Annotated in this window: 10 protein-coding genes; all 10 read left to right on the top strand. The window is 43.8% G+C overall.

Going from position 1 to position 20634, the window contains the following annotated elements; all coding sequences use genetic code 11:
• Window positions 1–26: 26 nt before the first annotated feature.
• The 10 genes from KFE98_20255 to KFE98_20210 all read left to right on the top strand — a co-directional run bounded on the left by KFE98_20255 (window position 27) and on the right by KFE98_20210 (window position 20631).
• Window positions 27–383, top strand: coding sequence for a phage holin family protein (locus tag KFE98_20255; protein ID UTW62305.1), 357 nt, complete (start codon window positions 27–29; stop codon window positions 381–383).
• 127 nt (window positions 384–510) lie between these two features.
• Entirely contained in the window at window positions 511–1212 is a 702-nt protein-coding gene (locus KFE98_20250) for a hypothetical protein (GenBank protein ID UTW62304.1), read from the top strand.
• Window positions 1191–3272, top strand: a complete 2082-nt coding sequence (locus KFE98_20245) for a T9SS type A sorting domain-containing protein (protein ID UTW62303.1) — start codon at window positions 1191–1193, stop codon at window positions 3270–3272. Before KFE98_20250 ends, KFE98_20245 begins: the two co-directional genes overlap by 22 nt.
• Window positions 3273–3412: 140 nt before the next feature.
• Window positions 3413–5761 carry a T9SS type A sorting domain-containing protein gene (locus KFE98_20240; protein ID UTW62302.1) on the top strand — a complete coding sequence of 783 codons (2349 nt, stop codon included), beginning with the start codon at window positions 3413–3415 and terminating at the stop codon, window positions 5759–5761.
• 12 nt (window positions 5762–5773) lie between these two features.
• Window positions 5774–7930, top strand: coding sequence for a hypothetical protein (locus tag KFE98_20235; GenBank protein UTW62301.1), 2157 nt, complete (start codon window positions 5774–5776; stop codon window positions 7928–7930).
• The gene (locus tag KFE98_20230; GenBank protein ID UTW64756.1) at window positions 7858–8055 is read left to right on the top strand and encodes a T9SS type A sorting domain-containing protein; all 198 of its coding nucleotides are present in this window, start codon (window positions 7858–7860) and stop codon (window positions 8053–8055) included. Before KFE98_20235 ends, KFE98_20230 begins: the two co-directional genes overlap by 73 nt.
• Window positions 8056–8601: 546 nt before the next feature.
• A complete protein-coding gene (locus tag KFE98_20225) occupies window positions 8602–11028 on the top strand; it encodes a T9SS type A sorting domain-containing protein (GenBank protein UTW62300.1) in 2427 nt (808 codons plus the stop codon).
• Window positions 11029–11123: 95 nt separating this feature from the next.
• A complete protein-coding gene (locus tag KFE98_20220; protein ID UTW62299.1) occupies window positions 11124–16124 on the top strand; it encodes a T9SS type A sorting domain-containing protein in 5001 nt (1666 codons plus the stop codon).
• A 164-nt stretch (window positions 16125–16288) separates the two neighbouring features.
• Window positions 16289–18895, top strand: coding sequence for an ATP-dependent chaperone ClpB (gene clpB, locus KFE98_20215; protein UTW62298.1), 2607 nt, complete (start codon window positions 16289–16291; stop codon window positions 18893–18895).
• Between the two features lie 89 nt (window positions 18896–18984).
• Window positions 18985–20631 carry a gliding motility-associated C-terminal domain-containing protein gene (locus KFE98_20210; GenBank protein ID UTW62297.1) on the top strand — a complete coding sequence of 549 codons (1647 nt, stop codon included), beginning with the start codon at window positions 18985–18987 and terminating at the stop codon, window positions 20629–20631.
• Window positions 20632–20634 lie beyond the last annotated feature (3 nt).

The following is a 20634-nucleotide window of genomic DNA, read 5'->3' as shown; positions in this document are numbered from 1 at the left end:
AAAGCGCTTTGTGGTACTTTTATCAAATGGAAAATCAAGAACGCATTTCCTTTTTTGGCCGGGTGCTGCTTCTATCTATCTCGGTGTATGCCACGGCATGGCTTTTACCTGGAATCCATTTGGACGGTTTTTGGACCGGTATCATTGTGGCCTTAGTACTTGCCTTGCTCAATGCCTGGGTCAAACCCTTATTGATCATTATTACTATCCCAATTACGGTCCTTACCTTGGGATTGTTTTTGCTGATTATCAATGTATTCGTTATTCAGCTCGCCGATTATTTAATCAACGGCTTTTGGGTAGATGGCTTCTGGTGGGCCCTTGCTTTTAGTTTGATCCTTTCGTTGTTGCAGGGATTTTTGGAGAGGAGTGTGCAGAGGTAAAGTTGAATTTTACAGTCTTAGGTCTGGTAATCTGAAAAACAGGTATTTCGTCAGTGAGTGGTTAAATCTGGCGAGAAGATGTTTGAATTTGTAGTAATTTCGGAATTCACCATTTGATTGACTAATCATGATTCCGACTTCAACCTGGCATAACAGGATTTTTCTGTTGCTCCTTTTCTTGTGCTTTATTCCTTTGGAACAGGTGGCTCAAATTCCCAATAACCCAAGTATTAAAAAGACCACCATCGTCAAAAATGCAGATTGCATGGGTTATGGAGCCATTGTTGAAATAGAATTGGATTCTCTTCCTATGCCTTGGAGTACGATTGTTTTAAGAGCTCCCCACACCTATTCAAATCCGGTAAACAATTGGCGTTTTACGGGCACTCACTTGGGCAACCTGAAGTATCGATTTACCAATGTGGATGTTCATCCCTTATTTGCCAACTCGATTGAAGTAGAGGCTTATGACGGTTTATATTATGTTCAATTTGCGACGATGAGTATCCCCATTGATTTGGCAAAAGTGCCCTTTGGTTTTCAAATGAGTTCCTTGGGATGTTGCGATACAGTTGAATTTAAGGCTGGCACTCAAAAGCTTTCGGGCTATCATATTGGACCCGCAGTGGGAACAGTGCCTTTTAATTGTTGCGTAGGCTACTCTTGGCGTGGTTATCATGGAGGAAGTCCGCCGAGTGGAAAACCTGACCAAGTATGTTCCACCCAAACCGTAGGACTATATGATTCGCTAGGGTGTCCTGTGTTCTCAGGGATCAGTATATCGGCCAGCCCATATTTTCTTACCATATGCTTAATTCCTGGACCATAACAGTACCTAACCCAGCGATAATAGTAAATGATACCACCAAGATTTGTTCGAGTGATTCAGTGTTGTTTAGAGGCCGATATGTCAAGGGGTACCGCACCCATCGCGATACCAATTGCGCGAAGGTGGGTATTCATGCTGATTCTATTTTTAACTTGGTTGTGCTCCCGGCTTCCCAAAAAATCGAGCATCGAAAAGACACCTTGTGTTATGGGAGAACTTACTTTTTTGAAGATGGAGATAGCTCGAGGGTCAGCGGAAAGGATACAGCCTATGTGAGCTTGTCAGCAGGTTGCGATAGCGTCTATATTGTTGATCTAAAAATACTTGATCCGCCCAAAACCACTGCTTCACCTGTGTTCATTTGTCCGGGAGACTTTCATATATTTCCGGATGGCGATACTGGAAGAACTCGGCAGTGGGACACCACTTTCTTTACCAATTCCCAAGGATGCGACAGTTTGTTATTAACCTATTTGGCAATACGGCCATTGGATACCAATGAGAAAAAAGTTTCTATCTGTCAGGGGGATACCTATTATTTTCCGAATGGAGACTCCAGTCAAGTTAATGTGATTGATACCACATTGCTTACGGATAAATTTGGCTGTGATAGTTTGGTTATTACCGACCTAAAGGTGTATCCGAACTACGCAAATGTTCAATCCGATACCATTTGCGAAGGTATGACCTTTTATTTCCCAGATTGGACTCAATCCAAAGTGTCTAAAACCCATACCAGTCAATTGACATCAAGTCGTGGTTGTGATTCGGTCATTGTCAGTCACTTGTACGTTACACCGGCTCCTTTGTACAAAGAAAAAGACACGATCTGTCAAGGACAGGTATTTATTTTCCCGGATAGTACCCAATCACAAGTAGCACAAACTCATACCAGTTTATTAAATGCTCAGGGTTGCGATTATAAGATTGAGAGCCAATTGACCGTAACTGCTGCTCCGATTACTCATCGAAAGGATACTATTTGCCAGGGAAAGATCTTCACCTTTCCTGATGGTTCTACTTCCAGTACAAGCCAGTTGGATACAAGTATAGTTTCCACTTCCTTAGGATGTGATTCTGTTATTTATACGGAATTGACAGTGGCCCCACCGACAGGTCAATATCAATATCACACCATTTGCTGGGGGCAGGTTTTTACCTTTCGAGATGGAGATACATCGAGTATATCTAAGGTGGATAGCAATTTGCTTACTCAACCTCGAAGCTGCGACCAATTGATTTTAGATTCCTTATACGTTTTCCCGCTGTCCTTAACAAAGGATACAGCTTACACCTGCGTTGGAACACCTCATACTTTTTACGATGGGTTTAGTTTTGCCTACGACACGGTATACCGTAGCTACTTTACCAATAAAATGGGATGCGATAGCATTTTGGAGACCCAATTGATCACCCACCCGGATTACTCCGTTCGAGTTTATGATACCGTTTGCCAAGGTCAAGTGTATACCTTTCCTGATGGTTCGACGACTACGTCAAGTACCTTTCACGCCAGTCAACTCCAGAGCCAATATGGTTGCGACAGTTTGGTGAGCACCTTATTAACCTTTAAGCAGGCGGATACCTCGGTGGTCCAAAACACATCTGTATTGACTGCTGTCAATCAGTCGGCTCAATCTTATACGTGGATAGATTGTCAATCGGGGCAAATGGTGTCTGGACAAAATACAGCTCAGTTTTCGGCCAGTCAAAACGGTAGTTATGCTTTGATTATTGAGGATAATGGATGTGTTGACACCTCTTCTTGCTACACCATTTCTTCGCTGCAATTAGGCGTTTACGACCCAAATACGATCGAGAAGTTAGTACGCATTTACCCCAATCCAACATCCGGCGAATTTGTGCTTGAGTTGAATGAGGAGGGAAAGGTTTATCAGGTAATGATTGCTGATGCTCAAGGGAAGTTAGTCTGGGAGCAAAGGAATTTGACCGATTCTAAACAATTCATCGATTTGACCGCTGAACCAGAAGGTACTTACTTCATTTCGATTCAATTGGATGGACAAGAGCAGGTTTTTCGATTGGTTAAAACCCGTTAGCCGAATCCATACCCAATTCCATAAATCATAATGGGACGTTTGGTCTGATAAAATGGGTCTTGGTCAATTAGTATAGGACTTTGGTTATTAGTCATTTAAGATTTATTTATCTTAGTAATTAGTTTAATAAGACCTTTACTATGCTGCCGATAACCGCCCAAAATTTCAGAATCTTCTTCACAACCGTGTTGTTGTGCCTGGCCGCTACAGCCCTGTTTGCCCAGTTTCCATCAGTAACGGGTTACAGTACCACCAAGCTTCCCGATTGTCACGGCAATGGTGCTGAGCTACAGGTAACCCTGTCAGGGGCTCTTCCTTCAGGATATTCCTTAACCATCAATTGGCTTTACTCTTCTATGTCTAGGGTGGGGAATGTATATACCTTCAAAGGTATCAACGGTGTCTCCGCAAATTCCAATGTGAATAATGTAAATGTGCAGGCCGACGATAATGTGGTCCAAATTACCATAGGCTACGCCTACATTTTAAACTCTAATCAACTGTGGGTATCAAGTGGGGGAAATTATTCTTCCTGCGATTTTACGACCGGTATAAACTACATCGTTCCTGGAGCCAGTCTGCCAATAACCATTTCTTATTGGCCCAAATGGGTACCTGGTCCAAGCGGATCCGGTACTTTACCAATTAGTTTACCTCCCGGCGATTTTGAATGTACCTTGACTGATGCCAGAGGATGTCCTATTTACCAGGGTTTGCTTACAAGTGTTCCTACGGGTATTGGAGATTTAATAATTGCCGACAATATCAAGCGTAAATCGGTGAATAACTCAATCTGTGCAGGTGATACCTTATGGGTTGGAAATCAAGCCGTCACAGCAGCAGGTACTTATTATGATTCTGTGGTACATGCCTCCGCCTGCGATACCCTTGTTACGCATTTGGTTACCATTACTCCCAGGTCGGTTTTTGATACCACAATTTATCATTGCCAGGGAACTACCTACACCTTTTTGGATGGAGATACGGCAACGGTTTCGAAAATGGACACGAGTGCCTTATCGACAGGGATTTGTAATGATATTTTGGTGGTGGATTTAAATGTGATGCCACATCATTGGGTAACGGTGAACGACTCGATTTGTCAAGGAGATTGGTACCAATTTCCTGATGGAAATTCGACTCAAACGGCCGGCATTGACACCAGTTATTTGATTTCCTCTTTTGGATGCGATAGTAATATTGTTACGCATTTGGCGGTAAATCCACTATCTGGAACGCAGAGCTCAGCCAGCATTTGTGCTGGTAAATGGTTCACTTTTCCTGATGGAGACTCCTCAGATGTGAGCGTTGTACATACCAGTCGGTTAAACAATGTTTTTGGGTGCGATAGTTTGGTTGTGACCACATTACAGGTGAGTCCGGCTTTTCAGTCCAGCCGCAAAGATTCAATCTGCCAGGGAAAGGTATTTACTTTTCCGGATGGAAGAAGATCAGCCGTAGCTATGAAGGATACAAGTGTTTTGAGCACCCTATCGGGTTGCGATTCCATCGTATACACTGAATTGACCATTATTCCTCCAACCGGACAGTATCAGTATCATTCCATTTGCGAAGGACAGTTGTTTACTTTTAGAGATGGTGATACCTCCAGTAGGTCCATGGTCGATACCAATTTGATCACACAACCCGGGTTTTGCGATCACCTGATTTTTGATTCCTTGCTGGTTCACCCACTATCCAAAAGAAAGGACACGGCCTACACCTGCATTAAAACACCATTTACTTTTCACGACGGATTCACCTTTGCTTTTGATACCGTCTATACCAGTACTTTAACGGATAGCAAGGGATGCGATAGCTTGATTGAGACCACACTAATTACGCATGACGATTATTCGGTTCGGGTTTACGACACGGTCTGTCAGGGCCAGACTTATACTTTCCCTGATGGATCCACTGGCAATTCGAGCACTTTCCAGGTGAGTAAGTTACAATCCCAATACGGTTGCGATAGTTTGGTACGGACTCACTTGGCCTTGAAAAGTGTGGATACTGCGGTTTCTAAGAACAATGGGGTACTCATTGCTTCCAACAAATCGGCCCAATCCTATTCCTGGATTGATTGTCAAACCGGCCAGGTAATTACCGGACAAAACACATCGGAATTTACCGTGACTCAAAATGGCTCCTACGCCCTGGTCATTGGGGAGAACGGGTGCGTGGATACTTCGGCTTGTTACGTCTTCGAGGCAGTTGGATTAAACGAGTTTTCCCAGAATCCATCTTCAGGCAAGGATATTCGTATTTACCCTAACCCAACTTCCGGAGATTTTGTGGTGGATTTGGGATCAAGAACCGGTACCTGGAATATTCGGGTAATGGATAGCCAGGGGAGAGAGGTTTTAAATCGAACGGAGAGTGAACAACCTATCGTACCCATCGATTTGACTTTATTAGATGCCGGTACTTACCTGATCAAGGTTGTTGGAGAACAATCTACCGAGGAGTTTAAACTGATCAAAAGGTAGATTGATATAATCATGAAATTTCGAATTGAGCTAATCCCATTCTATATTGCACTTTTCGGTGGATTCTTTTTCGGGTTAGTGGCTCAAGCTCAAACCAACCCCTCTGTTAAAAGCGTAACTACAGTAGTGAAAGCCAATTGTGTGGGAAAGGGTGCCACCGTTGATGTAGAGCTAACCACCGCACCAACAGGAGGAATGCCATACGTCGCTATTGAAAACATGGGCAATACTGGCAACCAGACTCGCTATCTTTATCCTACATCGATGGGAAACAATACCTACCGATTTACCAATGTTGATATTTGGCCCTTAAACGACCTCATTACCGTTTATGTGTACTTCGATTTTTCGCTTGGCATTTATGCCTCCATCGGGACCGGAAAAATAGATACTGAAGTCCTAAGACCAAGTTCCTTGTCTGGTATTACCGTTTGCTCCTGCAACGATACCTTGGAGCCTATTTCCAATGATTGGCCCGGAGTGTCGCCGTATTACATTGCATCACCACGATCTGGAGTGAGTGCTTGGAATTACAGTAACCTTAGCTCAAACCTAATTGGTGCTACAAGACTTTCTTGTCCAGGTACATTAAACTCTGCTGTATACGATAGTCGGGGGTGTCCGTTTTTTTCAGGAAGTCACTACCGGGGGCAACCGTTTTTTGATTACCATGCTGAAAACAAATGGTCTTTGACCACCGTAACTGGAGCCGATTACCATCCCAAGTCCTTTGTTCGCGATACGATTTGCCTGGGAGATAGTTCACTTATCTATGGGGTTTACCGGAAAAATGATGGCTACTATTACGATACAGTTCAGGCCGTTTCGCCTTCGTGCAGAGATACTATTAAAAGGACTTTTTTACACAACACCAGAAATGAGCTTTGGCAAAATGTCCTTCACTGCGATACTACAGTTTATACTTTTCGCGATGGAGATACAGCCACCGTTTCTAAAACGGATTCTTCAGTCGTTCAAACCTTGGGTTGCGATAGCTTAATTGTAACCAATTTGACTGTGGCTCCCAGTTATATCTTTACCACCACAGATTCTTTGTGTGAAGGGAAGCATTATTATTTTCCAGACGGTTCCTTTACAAGAATATCCAAAAGCATTCTCGATACTACCTTCTTGTCCACCCAAAAGGGGTGCGATTCGATCTTAATAGTAAGCGTAAAGGCCCTTCCAGCGAAATTCGTTCAGCAAAACGCATCTATCTGCGAAGGGCAGGTTTACACCTTCTTGGATGGCGATACCTCTACCGTATCCAGGCTTGATACAGCCAGGCATCAAACGATTGGTTATTGCGATCAAATGATTATTACCAAACTCACGAGGCATCCGGTTTGGTCCTTGGCAAGCTTCGATACCATTTGTCAAGGTGATACGATCCTATTTCCCGATGGACAGAAAGGTTTTAGGAATCAAAAGTACCTGAGCCGGTTAGTCTCCTCCAAGGGTTGTGACAGTTTGATAGAAACCCACTTGGTTGTTAAACCCTCCTTTTATCAGGCTCATGCCGATACGATATGCCAGGGACAAACCCATACACTTCCTGATGGCAGTCTGGTGGATACAACAGGTGTGTACACGCTTTCCTACCAGAATGTGGTTGGTTGTGATAGCATTTTTAAAACTTCCTTATGGGTAAATCCTTCTTATCATGATCAATATTTTGATACGATCTGTGAGGGTGAATTGTTCACCTTTCCTAATGGGGATACGACCAGTGTTCCGCGAACGCTATCCAAATACACATTGACCATGCACGGCTGTGATAGCCTGGAAGAACACCACCTAATGGTCATTTACCTTGATACTCAAATAGCGCTGTCAAACAGTGTTTTAGAGTCAAAGGAGATGAACGCGACTCAATATACCTGGATAGATTGTAAAACCGACCAACCCGTTACCGGAGAAACTTCACGGAGCTTTGAGCCGAAAGCTAACGGCAGTTATGCACTCATTTTGGAGAGAAGTGGCTGCATGGATACTTCAGCCTGTTATACTGTGAATACGGTTGGAGTAGGAGAGGAGTCGTCCTTATCGGATACTGAGCGTATTCGCATTTACCCCAATCCCACCAGTGGGCCTTCCTGCTGGAAAACGTTAATGGACAAGGCGGATTTTGGGTTACTATTACCGACCTTTCCGGGAAGGAGGTTTTAACCCGTACCCATGTATTCTCACATCAATTCTCTTTGGATATAAGCAACCGGCCGAATGGCACCTATCTGATTCGGGTGGAACAAGCAGGATCCATTCAAAATTTCCGACTCGTTAAGGAAGACTAATTCAGTTCCCCTTCACCTATCAGATTCATCGTTTATCCGCCGTTATTTCGGTTGATTGTAAACCCTAAAATTGGTCCTAAAAAGGGTTGCCTCCCACTCGTCATGAAATCCTGTTTTTCGTCGATCGAAATTTGTAAAAAGCCCTCCTGAATTTACGGTTAAAATGGGGCTGCCCATTCCTGTTGTATCTTGGATCTATCAAAGATGAAAACCACTGAGCATCAATCACCAACACGAGTTATTGACCCCTTATTCGCTAAGGGCTTGTAGCTAAACCAGGTGCTCCCGATCGACACCAACCAGCTCGTCGTTTCGGGTAGCACTTTTTTTTTCCAATCGAAGAATGGAGGTCCCGACCAACCCTCCAGACCAGCCTAAGCCGAGTTCCCATGGAAAGCACTCCAACGAACCGGTTTGAGGCTGGATTTTTTGAGATCAAAAAGGAGCAACTGAGCCTTTTACAAATTAGATCATGTGTTTTGCAAAGATTATTTGTCCTTGCCGAATAGCGAAGCTAATTTCGCCTAATCCCTAATTTTCAGAGCTATGAGCCTTAACCATCTTAGGACGCTTGTTGCAATTGTCTTTCTGACCACCCTTTCCTCCTTCGTATTCTCCCAAAGTATCAATACGGATCTTATTCATTATTATCCCTTCTCGGGAAATGCCAATGATGCCATCGGTAATAAAAATGGGACAACCATGGGGGGAGTTTCATTAACCACAGACCGACACAACAACGCCAATAGCGCTTACGATTTTGATGGGATCAATGATCAGATTCAAACGAATGGATGGGACTTGAGCGATACCGATGTGGTCACCATTAGTGCTATGGTTAAGCCAGATAATATTACTTCATCAACCTATTACAACATCACAAGACAAGGTCCATGGCCTGCAAATTACCTGTTGGCGTTCCAGCATAATGGGACTTTATTGTCCTTTGGAATTCATTCAGGAAACGTTTACCTGGAGCTCGATGTGGCGATAACCGCTTCCAATTATACCGATGGAAACTGGCATTGTATTACCGGTGTTTATGATGGTAAAAACATGTACCTCTATTCGGATGGAAAGCTCATCGGTACTCGCACCAAAACAGGGAAACTGGCTGCTCCCGGGACCATCAAGCAATCTATTGGATCTTACTTGACCCGTGAATTCTTCGACGGAAAAATCGATGAAGTTAGGGTGTATAAACGGGCTCTTGATAGCAACGATGTTAAGATGCTTTGTGACTCTACCTGGACCTACGTAAACTTCTATGATACACTCTGCTCTGGCGATAGTCTATATGCAGCAGGGGGCTTTCGTAAAACAACTGGAATTTACAAGGATACCGTGGTGGTAACCGGAGGAATTGATACCATAAAATCCACCTACCTTCAAGTTTATCCAAGATTCAGATCGGATACCATCATTACCCTGTGTTCGGGCATTCTCTACACTTTTCCAGATGGAGATACAAGCTCTGGAGCACGGGTAGATACCAGTCTCTTCCAATCACAGCATGGGTGTGATAGTTTAATCATTACCGACCTCCGAAGGTTACCTGTAGCAACGACCCAGGTCTCGGTATCTCAATGCCAAGGATTGGTTTATACATTCCCAGATGGAGATACTTCCAGCATTTCAACAACGGATACCAGTCTATTAACCGGAATTGGAGGCTGTGATAGTTTGGTCATCACTCAACTTACGGTAACCCCTCCATCTCCCGTGATCGTGAATGCCGTTATTTGCCAGGGACAGAATTACGTTTTTCCCGATGGCGACTCTTCATCCATAGCCACCACAGATACCAGTTTGATCACCAGTGCCGGAGGTTGTGATAGCCTTGTTATTACACATTTAATAGTTACCGTTCAAGGGCAGCCGACTTTCGTAAATGCGATGACTTGCCAGGACCAGGTACACACCTTTCCTGATGGTGATACATCCTCTATAGCCACAGTAGATACCAGTATTGTAACCAATCAGCAGGGTTGCGTAATGACCATTATCACCTTTTTAGGAGTGACACCCAAGTACCGCAGAGTAGATTACGATACCATTTGCGGTGGAAACACCTATACCTTTCCTGATGGTACAAAATCGGATACATCCATGGTCCAAATGAGCAAGCTGAATTCTTCCAGCGGCTGCGATAGCATTATCGAAACCCACCTTTGGGTAAATCCCACTTCATACAAGCATCAATTGGCCAGAATATGTGAAGGTGAGTCCTATACTTTTCCCGATGGAAGCGTAACCACTGTAGCCGGAAGCCGAAATTTTTATTACCAGACCCATAAGGGCTGTGATAGTATCATTCATATCTCTCTATTGGTCAGTCCTTCTCATACAATTCAGCGGTATGATTCAATTTGTCATGGTGAAACGTACACTTATCCTGGTGGAGCAACAACGAGTACTTCCGGAAAAGACACCGTTCGTTATCAAACCGCCTTTGGATGTGATAGTACCGTTATAACGCATTTAACCGTCAATCAGATTGATACGGCGGTTTGGAGATTCAGCGATAGCCTATTGGCTCATGATCCGGCAGCAAGCCACTATCAGTGGATTAATTGTGAAACCGGCCAGGCAATTTCAGGCGCTAATCAGCGAGCCTTTGGCTTTACTCAAAATGGTTCCTATGCCGTGGTGGTTAGCCGCTTTGGCTGCACTGATACCTCGGCATGTTATTCGATTGAAACGGTCGGTACAAGAGATCTTACCTTAAATTCCAATGCTATTCGGTTGTTCCCGAATCCAACTTCTGGAGAATTGTTTTTGGAATGGAGCATGAGTCCAGAACCATATCAGGTGCAAGTGCTGGATTTGAGTGGCAAGGTCATCCAAAGCCAAAGGACTATCCAGGAGCAGCAATACACCTTAGACCTATCTCAATTATCCACAGGAATGTACATTCTGCAAATAGAGCAGGGGGGAAGCCAATCTCGCTTCCGGGTCATTAAGCAAGACTAGGATTTTTGAATTCGGTCAGATTGGCTTTGAATTCGGTTTTGAGCAACCTACTAGGCCGGGTAATTTTGCAAGTGTGAAACTTTGCTTCAGAATTCATGAAACTTATAAGCCTACCTTTTAAGATTGCTCCCTTTGGGGGCTTGGTCTTTCTGATGGGAGCCCTCCTATTGGGTCAATCCATTCAAGCTCAAAACAACCTCCCTACTATACTTTCCTACCGAACGATTACCAAAGCCAATTGCGTTGGGCAAGGAGCAACTGTTGAAATTATCTTGTCCGACACCTTGGACCCGAATATTTATGGCGGCGTTTATGTGGCCAATATGGGGGCGTATTCTTACAATCACAGTTGGGCGAACTCCTATAATGTTTGGACTCATAAGCACATGGTTGCTGGTATTAATGTTTACCCGGATTATCCATTTTTGGATGTTTACGCTTGCCCAGTTTTAGGTGGCTGTAGTTCCCCACCAAATTGGAATCTTTTTTTAGGGACGATTAAGGTTGATACCGAAGTTCTTAGAATAGAACAAAATCAAACCCTCGAATACGATGTTTGCGCCTGTGGTGACCCCGTGACTATCGGGGCTGACTGGCCAGGGGTTCCTCCATATTACAAAAAGAGTTTGGTTGACGGCCAACAGGCTGGTATGAATTGGTTTGCGGTAAACCCCATAAATCATTTAAGCGGAACCACTCCGATCAATTGCCCGGATCATTATGCATATGCTCTTTTTGATAGCAGAGGTTGTCCTATTTTTTCGAGTTCCACTGTTGTATCCGGACAAGGTCCCCATGGAAGCTTTTCAACGTCGTATATGCATGCCGCCACCTGGATAAAATCGAGTCCCGGAAAACCAGCACTGCAAAAGAATGCTTACCACTATATCTGTCCAGGAGATAGTGTTCAATTGTTTAGTAAGTACTTCTATTCGGACACCATTCTTTTGGACACGAGTTCAAGTAATCAGGTGATTTGCCGGGATACGGTTACCAACCATCATGTTATAGTTCGTACTCAGGATACTACCTATTTATCCTTTACCAAATGCGCTCAGGGAGTTTACACTTTTCCGGATGGAGATACATCTTCAATAGCCACCGTAGACACCAGCACACTTTCGAATCAATTTGGCTGCGATAGTTTAATTATCACCGATTTGAAATTGGACACCGTTACCTATACCCATCGCTTAGCCTACATCTGTGAGGGCAACACCTATACTTTTCCAGATGGAGATACGTCCATCACAGATGTTGTAGATACTTCCATTATTCATAATTCGACCTCATGCGATACCTTATTGATCACTGATTTGCGAGTGATTAAGCCGGATACAAACTACTTTTCCGTTACCGCTTGTTATGGTCAACCCTATCTTTTACCCAACGGAGATACAGCAAAAAAGGGGGGATTGGATACTACTTTACTTACCAATCAGTTCGGGTGTGATAGCTTGGTTATTTTAGATATTAATATAGATACCCCTCGCTATCAAGTGGACACTGTTTCAGTTTGTCAGGGAACGGTATACTACTTTGCTGATGGAGATAGCAGCGATACCGCAATTAGAGATACCTCTTGGTTTCAAACCAAACAGGGCTGTGATAGCCTTTTGATCATTGAATTGACCTATCGAAGCGATTCTGCTCGGAATGTGATGGTCACCCAGAGTATTTGTCAGGGAAAAGTTTTCGCCTTTCCGGATAGCAGCTTAACAGTTAGTGCTAAATCCAACACTTCTGTACTTACCTCGTCAAAAGGTTGCGATAGCACAGTAACCACAAATTTATCGGTTAAGCCATCAAGCATTCCAAAGTCTTCGCTGGCCTATGTAGGCCGTAACGAATTTAATGTTCCGGGCAGTGCTCAGAAATTGGAAGTAAGCCTTGAATCTACCTCGGATGGCAACCTAATTCAAGCAGGAAGTAAAGTTTATTTTGAGAGAAACGGAAATTCAAACGACCATGTTCTAAAAGGCCAAAGCGCTAAAAGTTTATCAGGTTATGTAATAAAAAGGGATAAAGCAGGAAAGATTCTGTGGAAACGAACTTTTGAAGGAACCGGTAGCAGCAAAGGGAATATTGAGGTTTTAGATATTACGTTAGCCGATAATGACGACATCATTATGACCGGTACGTTCAAGGATTCGGTGGATTTTGATCTGGGTACGGCTGTCAATTGGGGGTACTCTTTGCGAACATCATCGTTTTTGGCTCGATATACTAAGGATGGAAACCTGAAGTGGTTGGTTTATGAGAAAAATAAATTATCGGGTACCACGGCCCGGGTCGCTCGAATTCACTGCGATACTAAAGGGAATATTTATTTAGCTGGTCGAATTCTCTATGCTCCGGTTAACCTTGATTTTGCAACAAGTACGGCTTTGGTTAATAGAGTAGGTACCAAATCAGATCTGTTTATTTCCAAGTATGACCCTGTAGGTAACTTTGAGTGGGCGAAGCAGCTGATCTGTTCCTATGATGCCGGTGTGGAGGATTTTGAAATCGATACTGCTGGAAATCCTTATCTATTAGGGATTAATTCAGGCACAATTGACCTGGATCCCAGTACAAATCAATACGTCCTTGGCCCCTCATCTTATTACAGTTTCATTGCTCGTTATGACACGGCTGGAAATTTTATTTGGGGAGGCAAGTATGATGCTCAATCCATGAGCATGGAAGTTAATGCCTCAGGAGAGGTATTTGTCGCGGGTATCGCAAGAGACTTTAGTTTGGATTTGGACATCGGATCAGGGACCCATACATTGGATGCTTCTAAATCCAGGAGATTTGTAGCGAAACTAAATCCGAATGCAACGCCCATAATCGTTCGCCAGTTTGATGGTAAAAGCTATTTCGCTGACCACGTTGAAATAAAACGGGAGAAAATATCAAATAGGCTTTTCCTATGGGCTCGATACGTTAGAGGCTTCGAAATAGATTTGGATCCAGGTCCTGGAGTAGATAATACTTTTGATTTCAGTGAAGGCCATGTAATCATGGCTCTTGATAATAAGTTAAACTACCAGTATGCCAGCCAGATAGCATTTCCTGGTAGTACCTATCTTCCCTACAAACAAATGTTACCTACTTTAAGTAGTGTTCATCTTTATATGAATATAGATGGGAAGAATGTGGATTTAGATCCAGGTGCCGGTCGGGAAGTAGCTTCCAACTGTCCGCATTCGGTATTGCTCCATTTGTCTCAAACCTATAGTGGAGATTTTAATCGTGTGCTTCATTGTGGTCCGGGATATTATGTATTTCCCGATGGAGACTCCAGCTCTGTTTCTACTTTGGATACCAGTTTCTTTCAATCAGTCAATGGTTGCGATAGTCTCGTTTTAACTGAATTAACGGTAGAGTATAAGGTAAATGAGGTCTATGAAACCGTTTGCAGTTCATCTGGCACCTATTATTTTCCTGATCTGGATACGGCCACAGTTAGTAAGGTTGATACCTCGATTCTTAAGTCAGTAAATAACTGTGATAGCCTCATAATTACTAATTTGACTGTGATTCCAAACCCTCCACAAACGGTTCTTTATGATACCATCTGTAATGGGCTATTTTTCATTTTTCCTGATGGAGATACGGGTTGGAGTACTACAACCGATACCAGCCATTTAAATTCCAATGGATTTTGTGATAGTTTGGTGGTTACTCATTTGTATGAACGTCCACTAACTTGGATGGCTTCTCTGGACACTATTTGCAGTGGAAATTATTTTTATTTCCCTGATGGAGACAGCTCTAATGTGGCCACAGTGGATACAGCAGCAGTAACAGACTCGTTAGGCTGCTCAGCGAATTGGGTGACTACGTTGAGCATTTTGCCTGCACCGCGTGATACCGTGGTAGATTCTATCTGTCAAGGTGCTCCTTATTATTTCCCCGATGGAAGCTCATCCTATCGAGCCACTACTCAAACCAGCACCATCAAAACGATAAAGGGCTGTGATAGCATTGTAGTCACTCAACTTTCCATTATTCCTCCTACACCTATGGTGGTTTTTGATACGGTTTGCCTGGGAGGAAGTTATCAATTTGCAGATGGTAGAAGCATCACTCCAACAGGTCCGTTAAGCGATACAACTACTTTATTGTTGGGCCAGGCTTGTGATAGTGTTATTATCGTGAATCTATTTGTTACTCATCCTCCTGTTATTCATAAAAATGATACACTGTGTCACGGGAAAACCTATACTTTTCCTAATGGAAGTCAAAGTGATACGAGCAAAACAGATACTTCACTTGTAACCAATTTACAAGGTTGTTTGGATACCCTGGTGACCCATTTTATATCGCTTCCTCCTGTATATCATTATACCCGTGATTCCATTTGTCGTGGTACATCTTATACTTTCCCCAGTGGAAAGGTTTCTTCTGTTGCAGTTCGGGATACTTTGGCTCAACAGAATATGGGTTGTGTGGAATATTTAATCATTGATTTATCTGTTTATCTAGCAGATTCTACGTTCTTGGCAGATACTATCTGTTATGGTGATAGCTATGTTTTTCCTGATGGCACGATCGGTACAAATACAGCTTCCAAAAAGTTTATTCTTAAATCAATTTTGGGCTGCGATAGCGTGGTTCAGGTCGAATTGCGCCGGATTGTTCCGGATTCGTCAGTCAAGCAAACTTCGAGTGAATTGGAGGCCTTGGGAGTTGGAAAATATCGTTGGATAGATTGTGCAACAAATTTGCCCATCCCGGGAGAAACGGGTAAAACCTTCAAGCCTCAGGCCAATGGATCTTATGCTTTGGTGGTGGATCGCTTCGGCTGCACGGATACTTCTTCCTGCTACACCTTTACGAATGTGGGGATAGGCGAGGAGGCGAAACCAGGTGGGGTTAAAATCTATCCTAATCCTACCCAAGGTCGGTTTGTGCTCGAAGTTCCGGAGGGAATTCAATCCTTCGATATGGTCATCCTGGATTCACAGGGCAAGGAAGTGATGCGCAAAGACAAGGTAGATGAAAAGACTTTGTCTATGGATCTATCCACTTTTGAATCGGGAACTTACCACATTCGGGTATCCTGGGGAGGCCGGATAGAACACTTCCAGTTGGTTAAGGAGAATTAATCCTCCACTTCTTTCATTTCCAGAAATTCTGGCGGCTTTTTTTTCGAAGACCTGTCTAAATGACCTGTCCATAGTGCATTTGCTGCCATAATTTCTGATCTTTTTCCTTGGCCGAGTACTTGATATGCCCTGAGTGCAAAACAGACTAAAAGAGCATTATCAATATGAATACAAATAATTTAACCATTAAAACACAGGAAGCCCTTCAAATGGCCCAGCAAATGGCCTTTGAAGCGGGTAACCAGTCCATCGAAACCGGGCACGTTTTGAAAGGTGTGTTCGCTGTAGATGAGAATGTGACTCCCTTCCTCTTCAAGAAATTGGGAGTGAATACCGATATTTTCCGCCAAGCTTTAGATCGAATCGTGGAGGGCTACCCCAAAGTGAGTGGAGGAGAAGCCTACCTTTCGAGAGAGGGAGCTCAGGTTTTTCAGAAAGCCACTTCGCTGCTAAAGGAGTTTGGAGACGATTACGTTTCCATCGAGCATGTGTTATTGGGACTCTTGATGACCAAGTCAACCATTGCTCAGTTGATGAAAGACAATGGGTTGAACGAGAAAGGGTTAAAAGCCGCAATTAAAGAATTGCGTAAGGGCGAAACGGTAAAAAGCCAAACTGCCGAGGATACCTACAATTCCCTGAATAAATACGCCATTAACCTAAACAAACAGGCGGCTAAAGGAAAACTGGATCCCGTTATTGGCCGGGACGATGAAATACGTCGGGTACTTCAAATTTTATCGCGTAGAACAAAAAATAACCCCATACTGGTTGGAGAACCAGGAGTAGGTAAAACAGCGATTGCGGAAGGTTTGGCTCACCGAATCGTTTCGGGAGATGTACCTGAAAACCTCAAGCAAAAGGAACTCTTTTCCCTGGATATGGGAGCCTTAATCGCCGGAGCTAAGTACAAAGGTGAATTTGAAGAACGCCTCAAGTCCGTGGTGAAGGAAGTGACCAGCAGCGATGGAAGAATCATCCTGTTTATTGATGAAATTCACACCCTGGTAGGTGCCGGTGGAGGACAAGGTGCCATGGACGCAGCCAACATTCTCAAGCCTGCCCTTGCCCGTGGAGAGTTACGTGCCATTGGAGCTACCACATTGAATGAATACCAAAAGTATTTTGAGCAAGACAAAGCCCTGGAACGCCGCTTCCAAACCGTAATGGTGGACGAACCTACGGTAGAAGATGCAATCTCGATTCTCCGTGGTTTGAAAGAGAAGTACGAAACCCATCACAAAGTTCGCATTCAGGATGAAGCCATCATCTCTTCCGTAGAGTTGAGTCAGCGCTACATCACCGATCGTTTTTTGCCAGACAAGGCCATTGATTTGATTGATGAAGCAGCATCAAAGTTGCGCATTCAAATCAATTCTATGCCCGAAGAACTGGATGAGGTAGAACGTAAGATTCGCCAGTTGGAGATTGAACGCGAGGGCATTAAGCGGGAAGGTGATAAGAAGAAAATTGCCGGGCTCAAGGAGGAAATTGCAAACCTCACTGAACAACGGGATCAGCTGAAAGCGAAATGGGAAAGTGAAAAAGAAGTAATTGATGGAACCCAGCGGGTAAAAGAAGAAATTGAACAACTGAAGCTTCAAGCTACTCAGGCTGAGCGTGAAGGCGATTACGGACGTGTAGCTGAGATACGCTATGGCCAGATGTCAGCGGCTGAGGACCAGTTGAAGTCCTTTGAGGCTCAATTGGCAGAAATGCAGGCCAGTGGTTCGCAAATGGTGAAAGAAGAAGTAGATAGCGAGGACATTTCTGAAGTGATCAGTAAATGGACCGGAGTGCCTGTGAGCAAGATGATGCAAAGCGAAGCCGAAAAATTGCTTCATCTGGAAGATGAGTTGCACAAGCGTGTCATCGGTCAGGATGAAGCCATTGTGGCTATTGCTGACGCTGTACGTAGGAGTAGGGCAGGGCTTCAGGATCAAGAGAAACCAATTGGATCCTTCTTGTTTTTGGGAACGACCGGTGTGGGTAAAACAGAATTGGCAAAGGCCTTGGCTGAATACTTATTTGATCATGAAGGAGCACTTACTCGAATTGATATGAGTGAATACCAGGAACGCCACGCCGTTTCTCGCTTGGTAGGGGCGCCTCCAGGATATGTCGGTTATGACGAAGGCGGGCAATTGACCGAAGCCGTCAGACGCAAACCCTACAGCGTGATTTTGCTGGATGAAATCGAAAAGGCACACCCGGATGCTTTCAACATTCTCCTCCAAGTGCTCGATGACGGGCGTTTGACGGACAACAAAGGGAGAGTGGCCAATTTTAAAAATACGATCATCATCATGACGTCAAATTTGGGCAGTGAAATCATTCGTGACAACTACGATGCTGCCGATGGAAAAGACCCAATGGTTTTTGAACGCACTCGAGACGATGTTTTAGGTCTGGTTCGTCAATCCTTGAAGCCCGAGTTCGTCAACCGAATCGATGAAACCATCATGTTCACTCCTCTGAGTGCCGATAATATCAAAGACATCGTTCGCATTCAACTCAAAGGAGTGGAGCGCTTGTTGGCCCAAAAAGACATCCGTATGGAAGCTTCTGATGAAGTCATTGGCTTGCTCGCCGATGTGGGTTTTGACCCGCAATACGGGGCTCGTCCGGTAAAGCGGGTAATTCAAAAAGAAGTGATGAATGGATTGTCCAAAGAGATCTTATCTGGAAGGGTTTCTGAAGGTGATCATATCATCCTCGATGAGTTTGACGGACAGTTCGTTTTTCGTAAACCGAAAAAAGTGAGTCATTAAGTCAAAAAGCAAATTAAGAAAGGGCTGTTGGTAAACTTCAGCCCTTTTTCTTTTTTAATAGAGATCCTTTGTATTTTTGCAGATCTCAGATGCAGAAATTATTTTCATATCTCGTTCTAACCCTTCTACTTGCCATTTCATTTGAAGCACAGTCTCAAACCGTGTTTGAATTTAAAGGAGATGGTACCTGGAAGTGTTCTTCGACCCTTACCCCAGGATGGAATGATGTGGGATTTAACGATGCCGGATGGTCCAATTCCACGGCACCTTCTCCAAACATCGTTCCCGGATATCCTATTGCACCTGGATCACAGAGTATGTGGTTGCTTCCTTATCAGGATACGGTTTATTTCAGAAAATCATTCTACCTCAAAACCTTGGGGAATGGCTGCCTGAAGGCAACCAATTTTAATGGAACGGGAACGTTGGCTGAAATTTCTGCTGACAACGAATACGTGATTTACGTTAACGGTCAAATGGCAGGTGCTGCTACCAATTCCAATTTGAATGTTCATAATCTGTATCCCTTTTTACAGGTAGGGCGGAATGTGATTGCCATACGAGCCATTGACTGGAACCCACCGTTTATGATTTCCTTCTATTGGAAATTGGAATACGAAACCGGACCTGTACTCAATATCACCTCAGACTCTTATATCTGCGAAGGCGATACGACTACCTTTAGTAGTACCGATCGTTATTTCTCCTACAAATGGAGTGATGGGCAGACCACACGTGACGCTAAGGTCTACAAAGAAGGAAAATATTGGCTCGAAGCTGTTGATTCCGGAAATTGTACCTGGGTAGATACAACCACCTTGACCGAGTATAAGCATACACCGGTAGACTTAGGTTCGCCACAGGCCATTTGCCAAGGAGAGGAAGCTGTTCTTCGCGCAGGTAACTATTTAAAGTACAACTGGTCAACTGGAGATACTATTGATACGGTAGCGGTTAACTATTCAGGGAAATTCGCTGTAACTGTAACAGACGGAAACGGTTGTAGTTCCAAAGATTCAACGACCGTCACGGTATTTGATTTTGCAGCCGTAAACTTGGGAGAAGACACCATCCTGTGTAAAGGTGAAACGGTTGAACTGAGTGCTACCTTCCCAAATTCAAGTTACAAGTGGAGTACCGGAAGCACCGATACTTCTATCATCGTTTCCGAGCCTGGAACTTATGCCATAACGATCACCAATTTCTGTGGAGAGGTTTCTGATAATATCCAGGTCGATTACATTACTTCGGTAGATGTGGACCTTGGAGAAGATGATTACTTCTGTTTTGGTGAATCCTACACGCTTACGGCTGAGTCTGAAAATGCCTCCATCTACGATTGGAGTACTGGAGAATCGACCAAAAGCATAAAGGTGAAAAAGCCGGGTTACTATCAAGTGACCGTTTACGACAAGTGTGGAAACAAGAATTCTGACGAAGTGGAAATTTTGAAAGGGGTAACTCCTTTTGATATGATTCCCACCAGCTTTACCCCTAATGGCGATGGTTTAAATGAAACCTGGGGAACCTTTGTTCAGGAAGATGAAAACTTTGAGATCTCTATCATGGATCGTTGGGGACAAATTGTGTTCCGTTCCAATCATCCGTCTGAATGGTGGGATGGTATGCATAATGGCAAAGAGTGCCCGGTAGGGAATTATTTCTACGTCATTAAGTTTACCGACTGCGCCAATCAGCAGGAATCGACTTCAGGTAGGGTGACCATTGTGCGCTAAAGA

This window comes from bacterium SCSIO 12741, from assembly GCA_024398055.1.
Classification (GTDB): domain Bacteria; phylum Bacteroidota; class Bacteroidia; order Flavobacteriales_G; family Salibacteraceae; genus SCSIO-12741.
The sequence above is the reverse complement of the archived record's forward strand: the minus strand, read 5'-3'. Positions and strand labels throughout refer to the sequence as shown.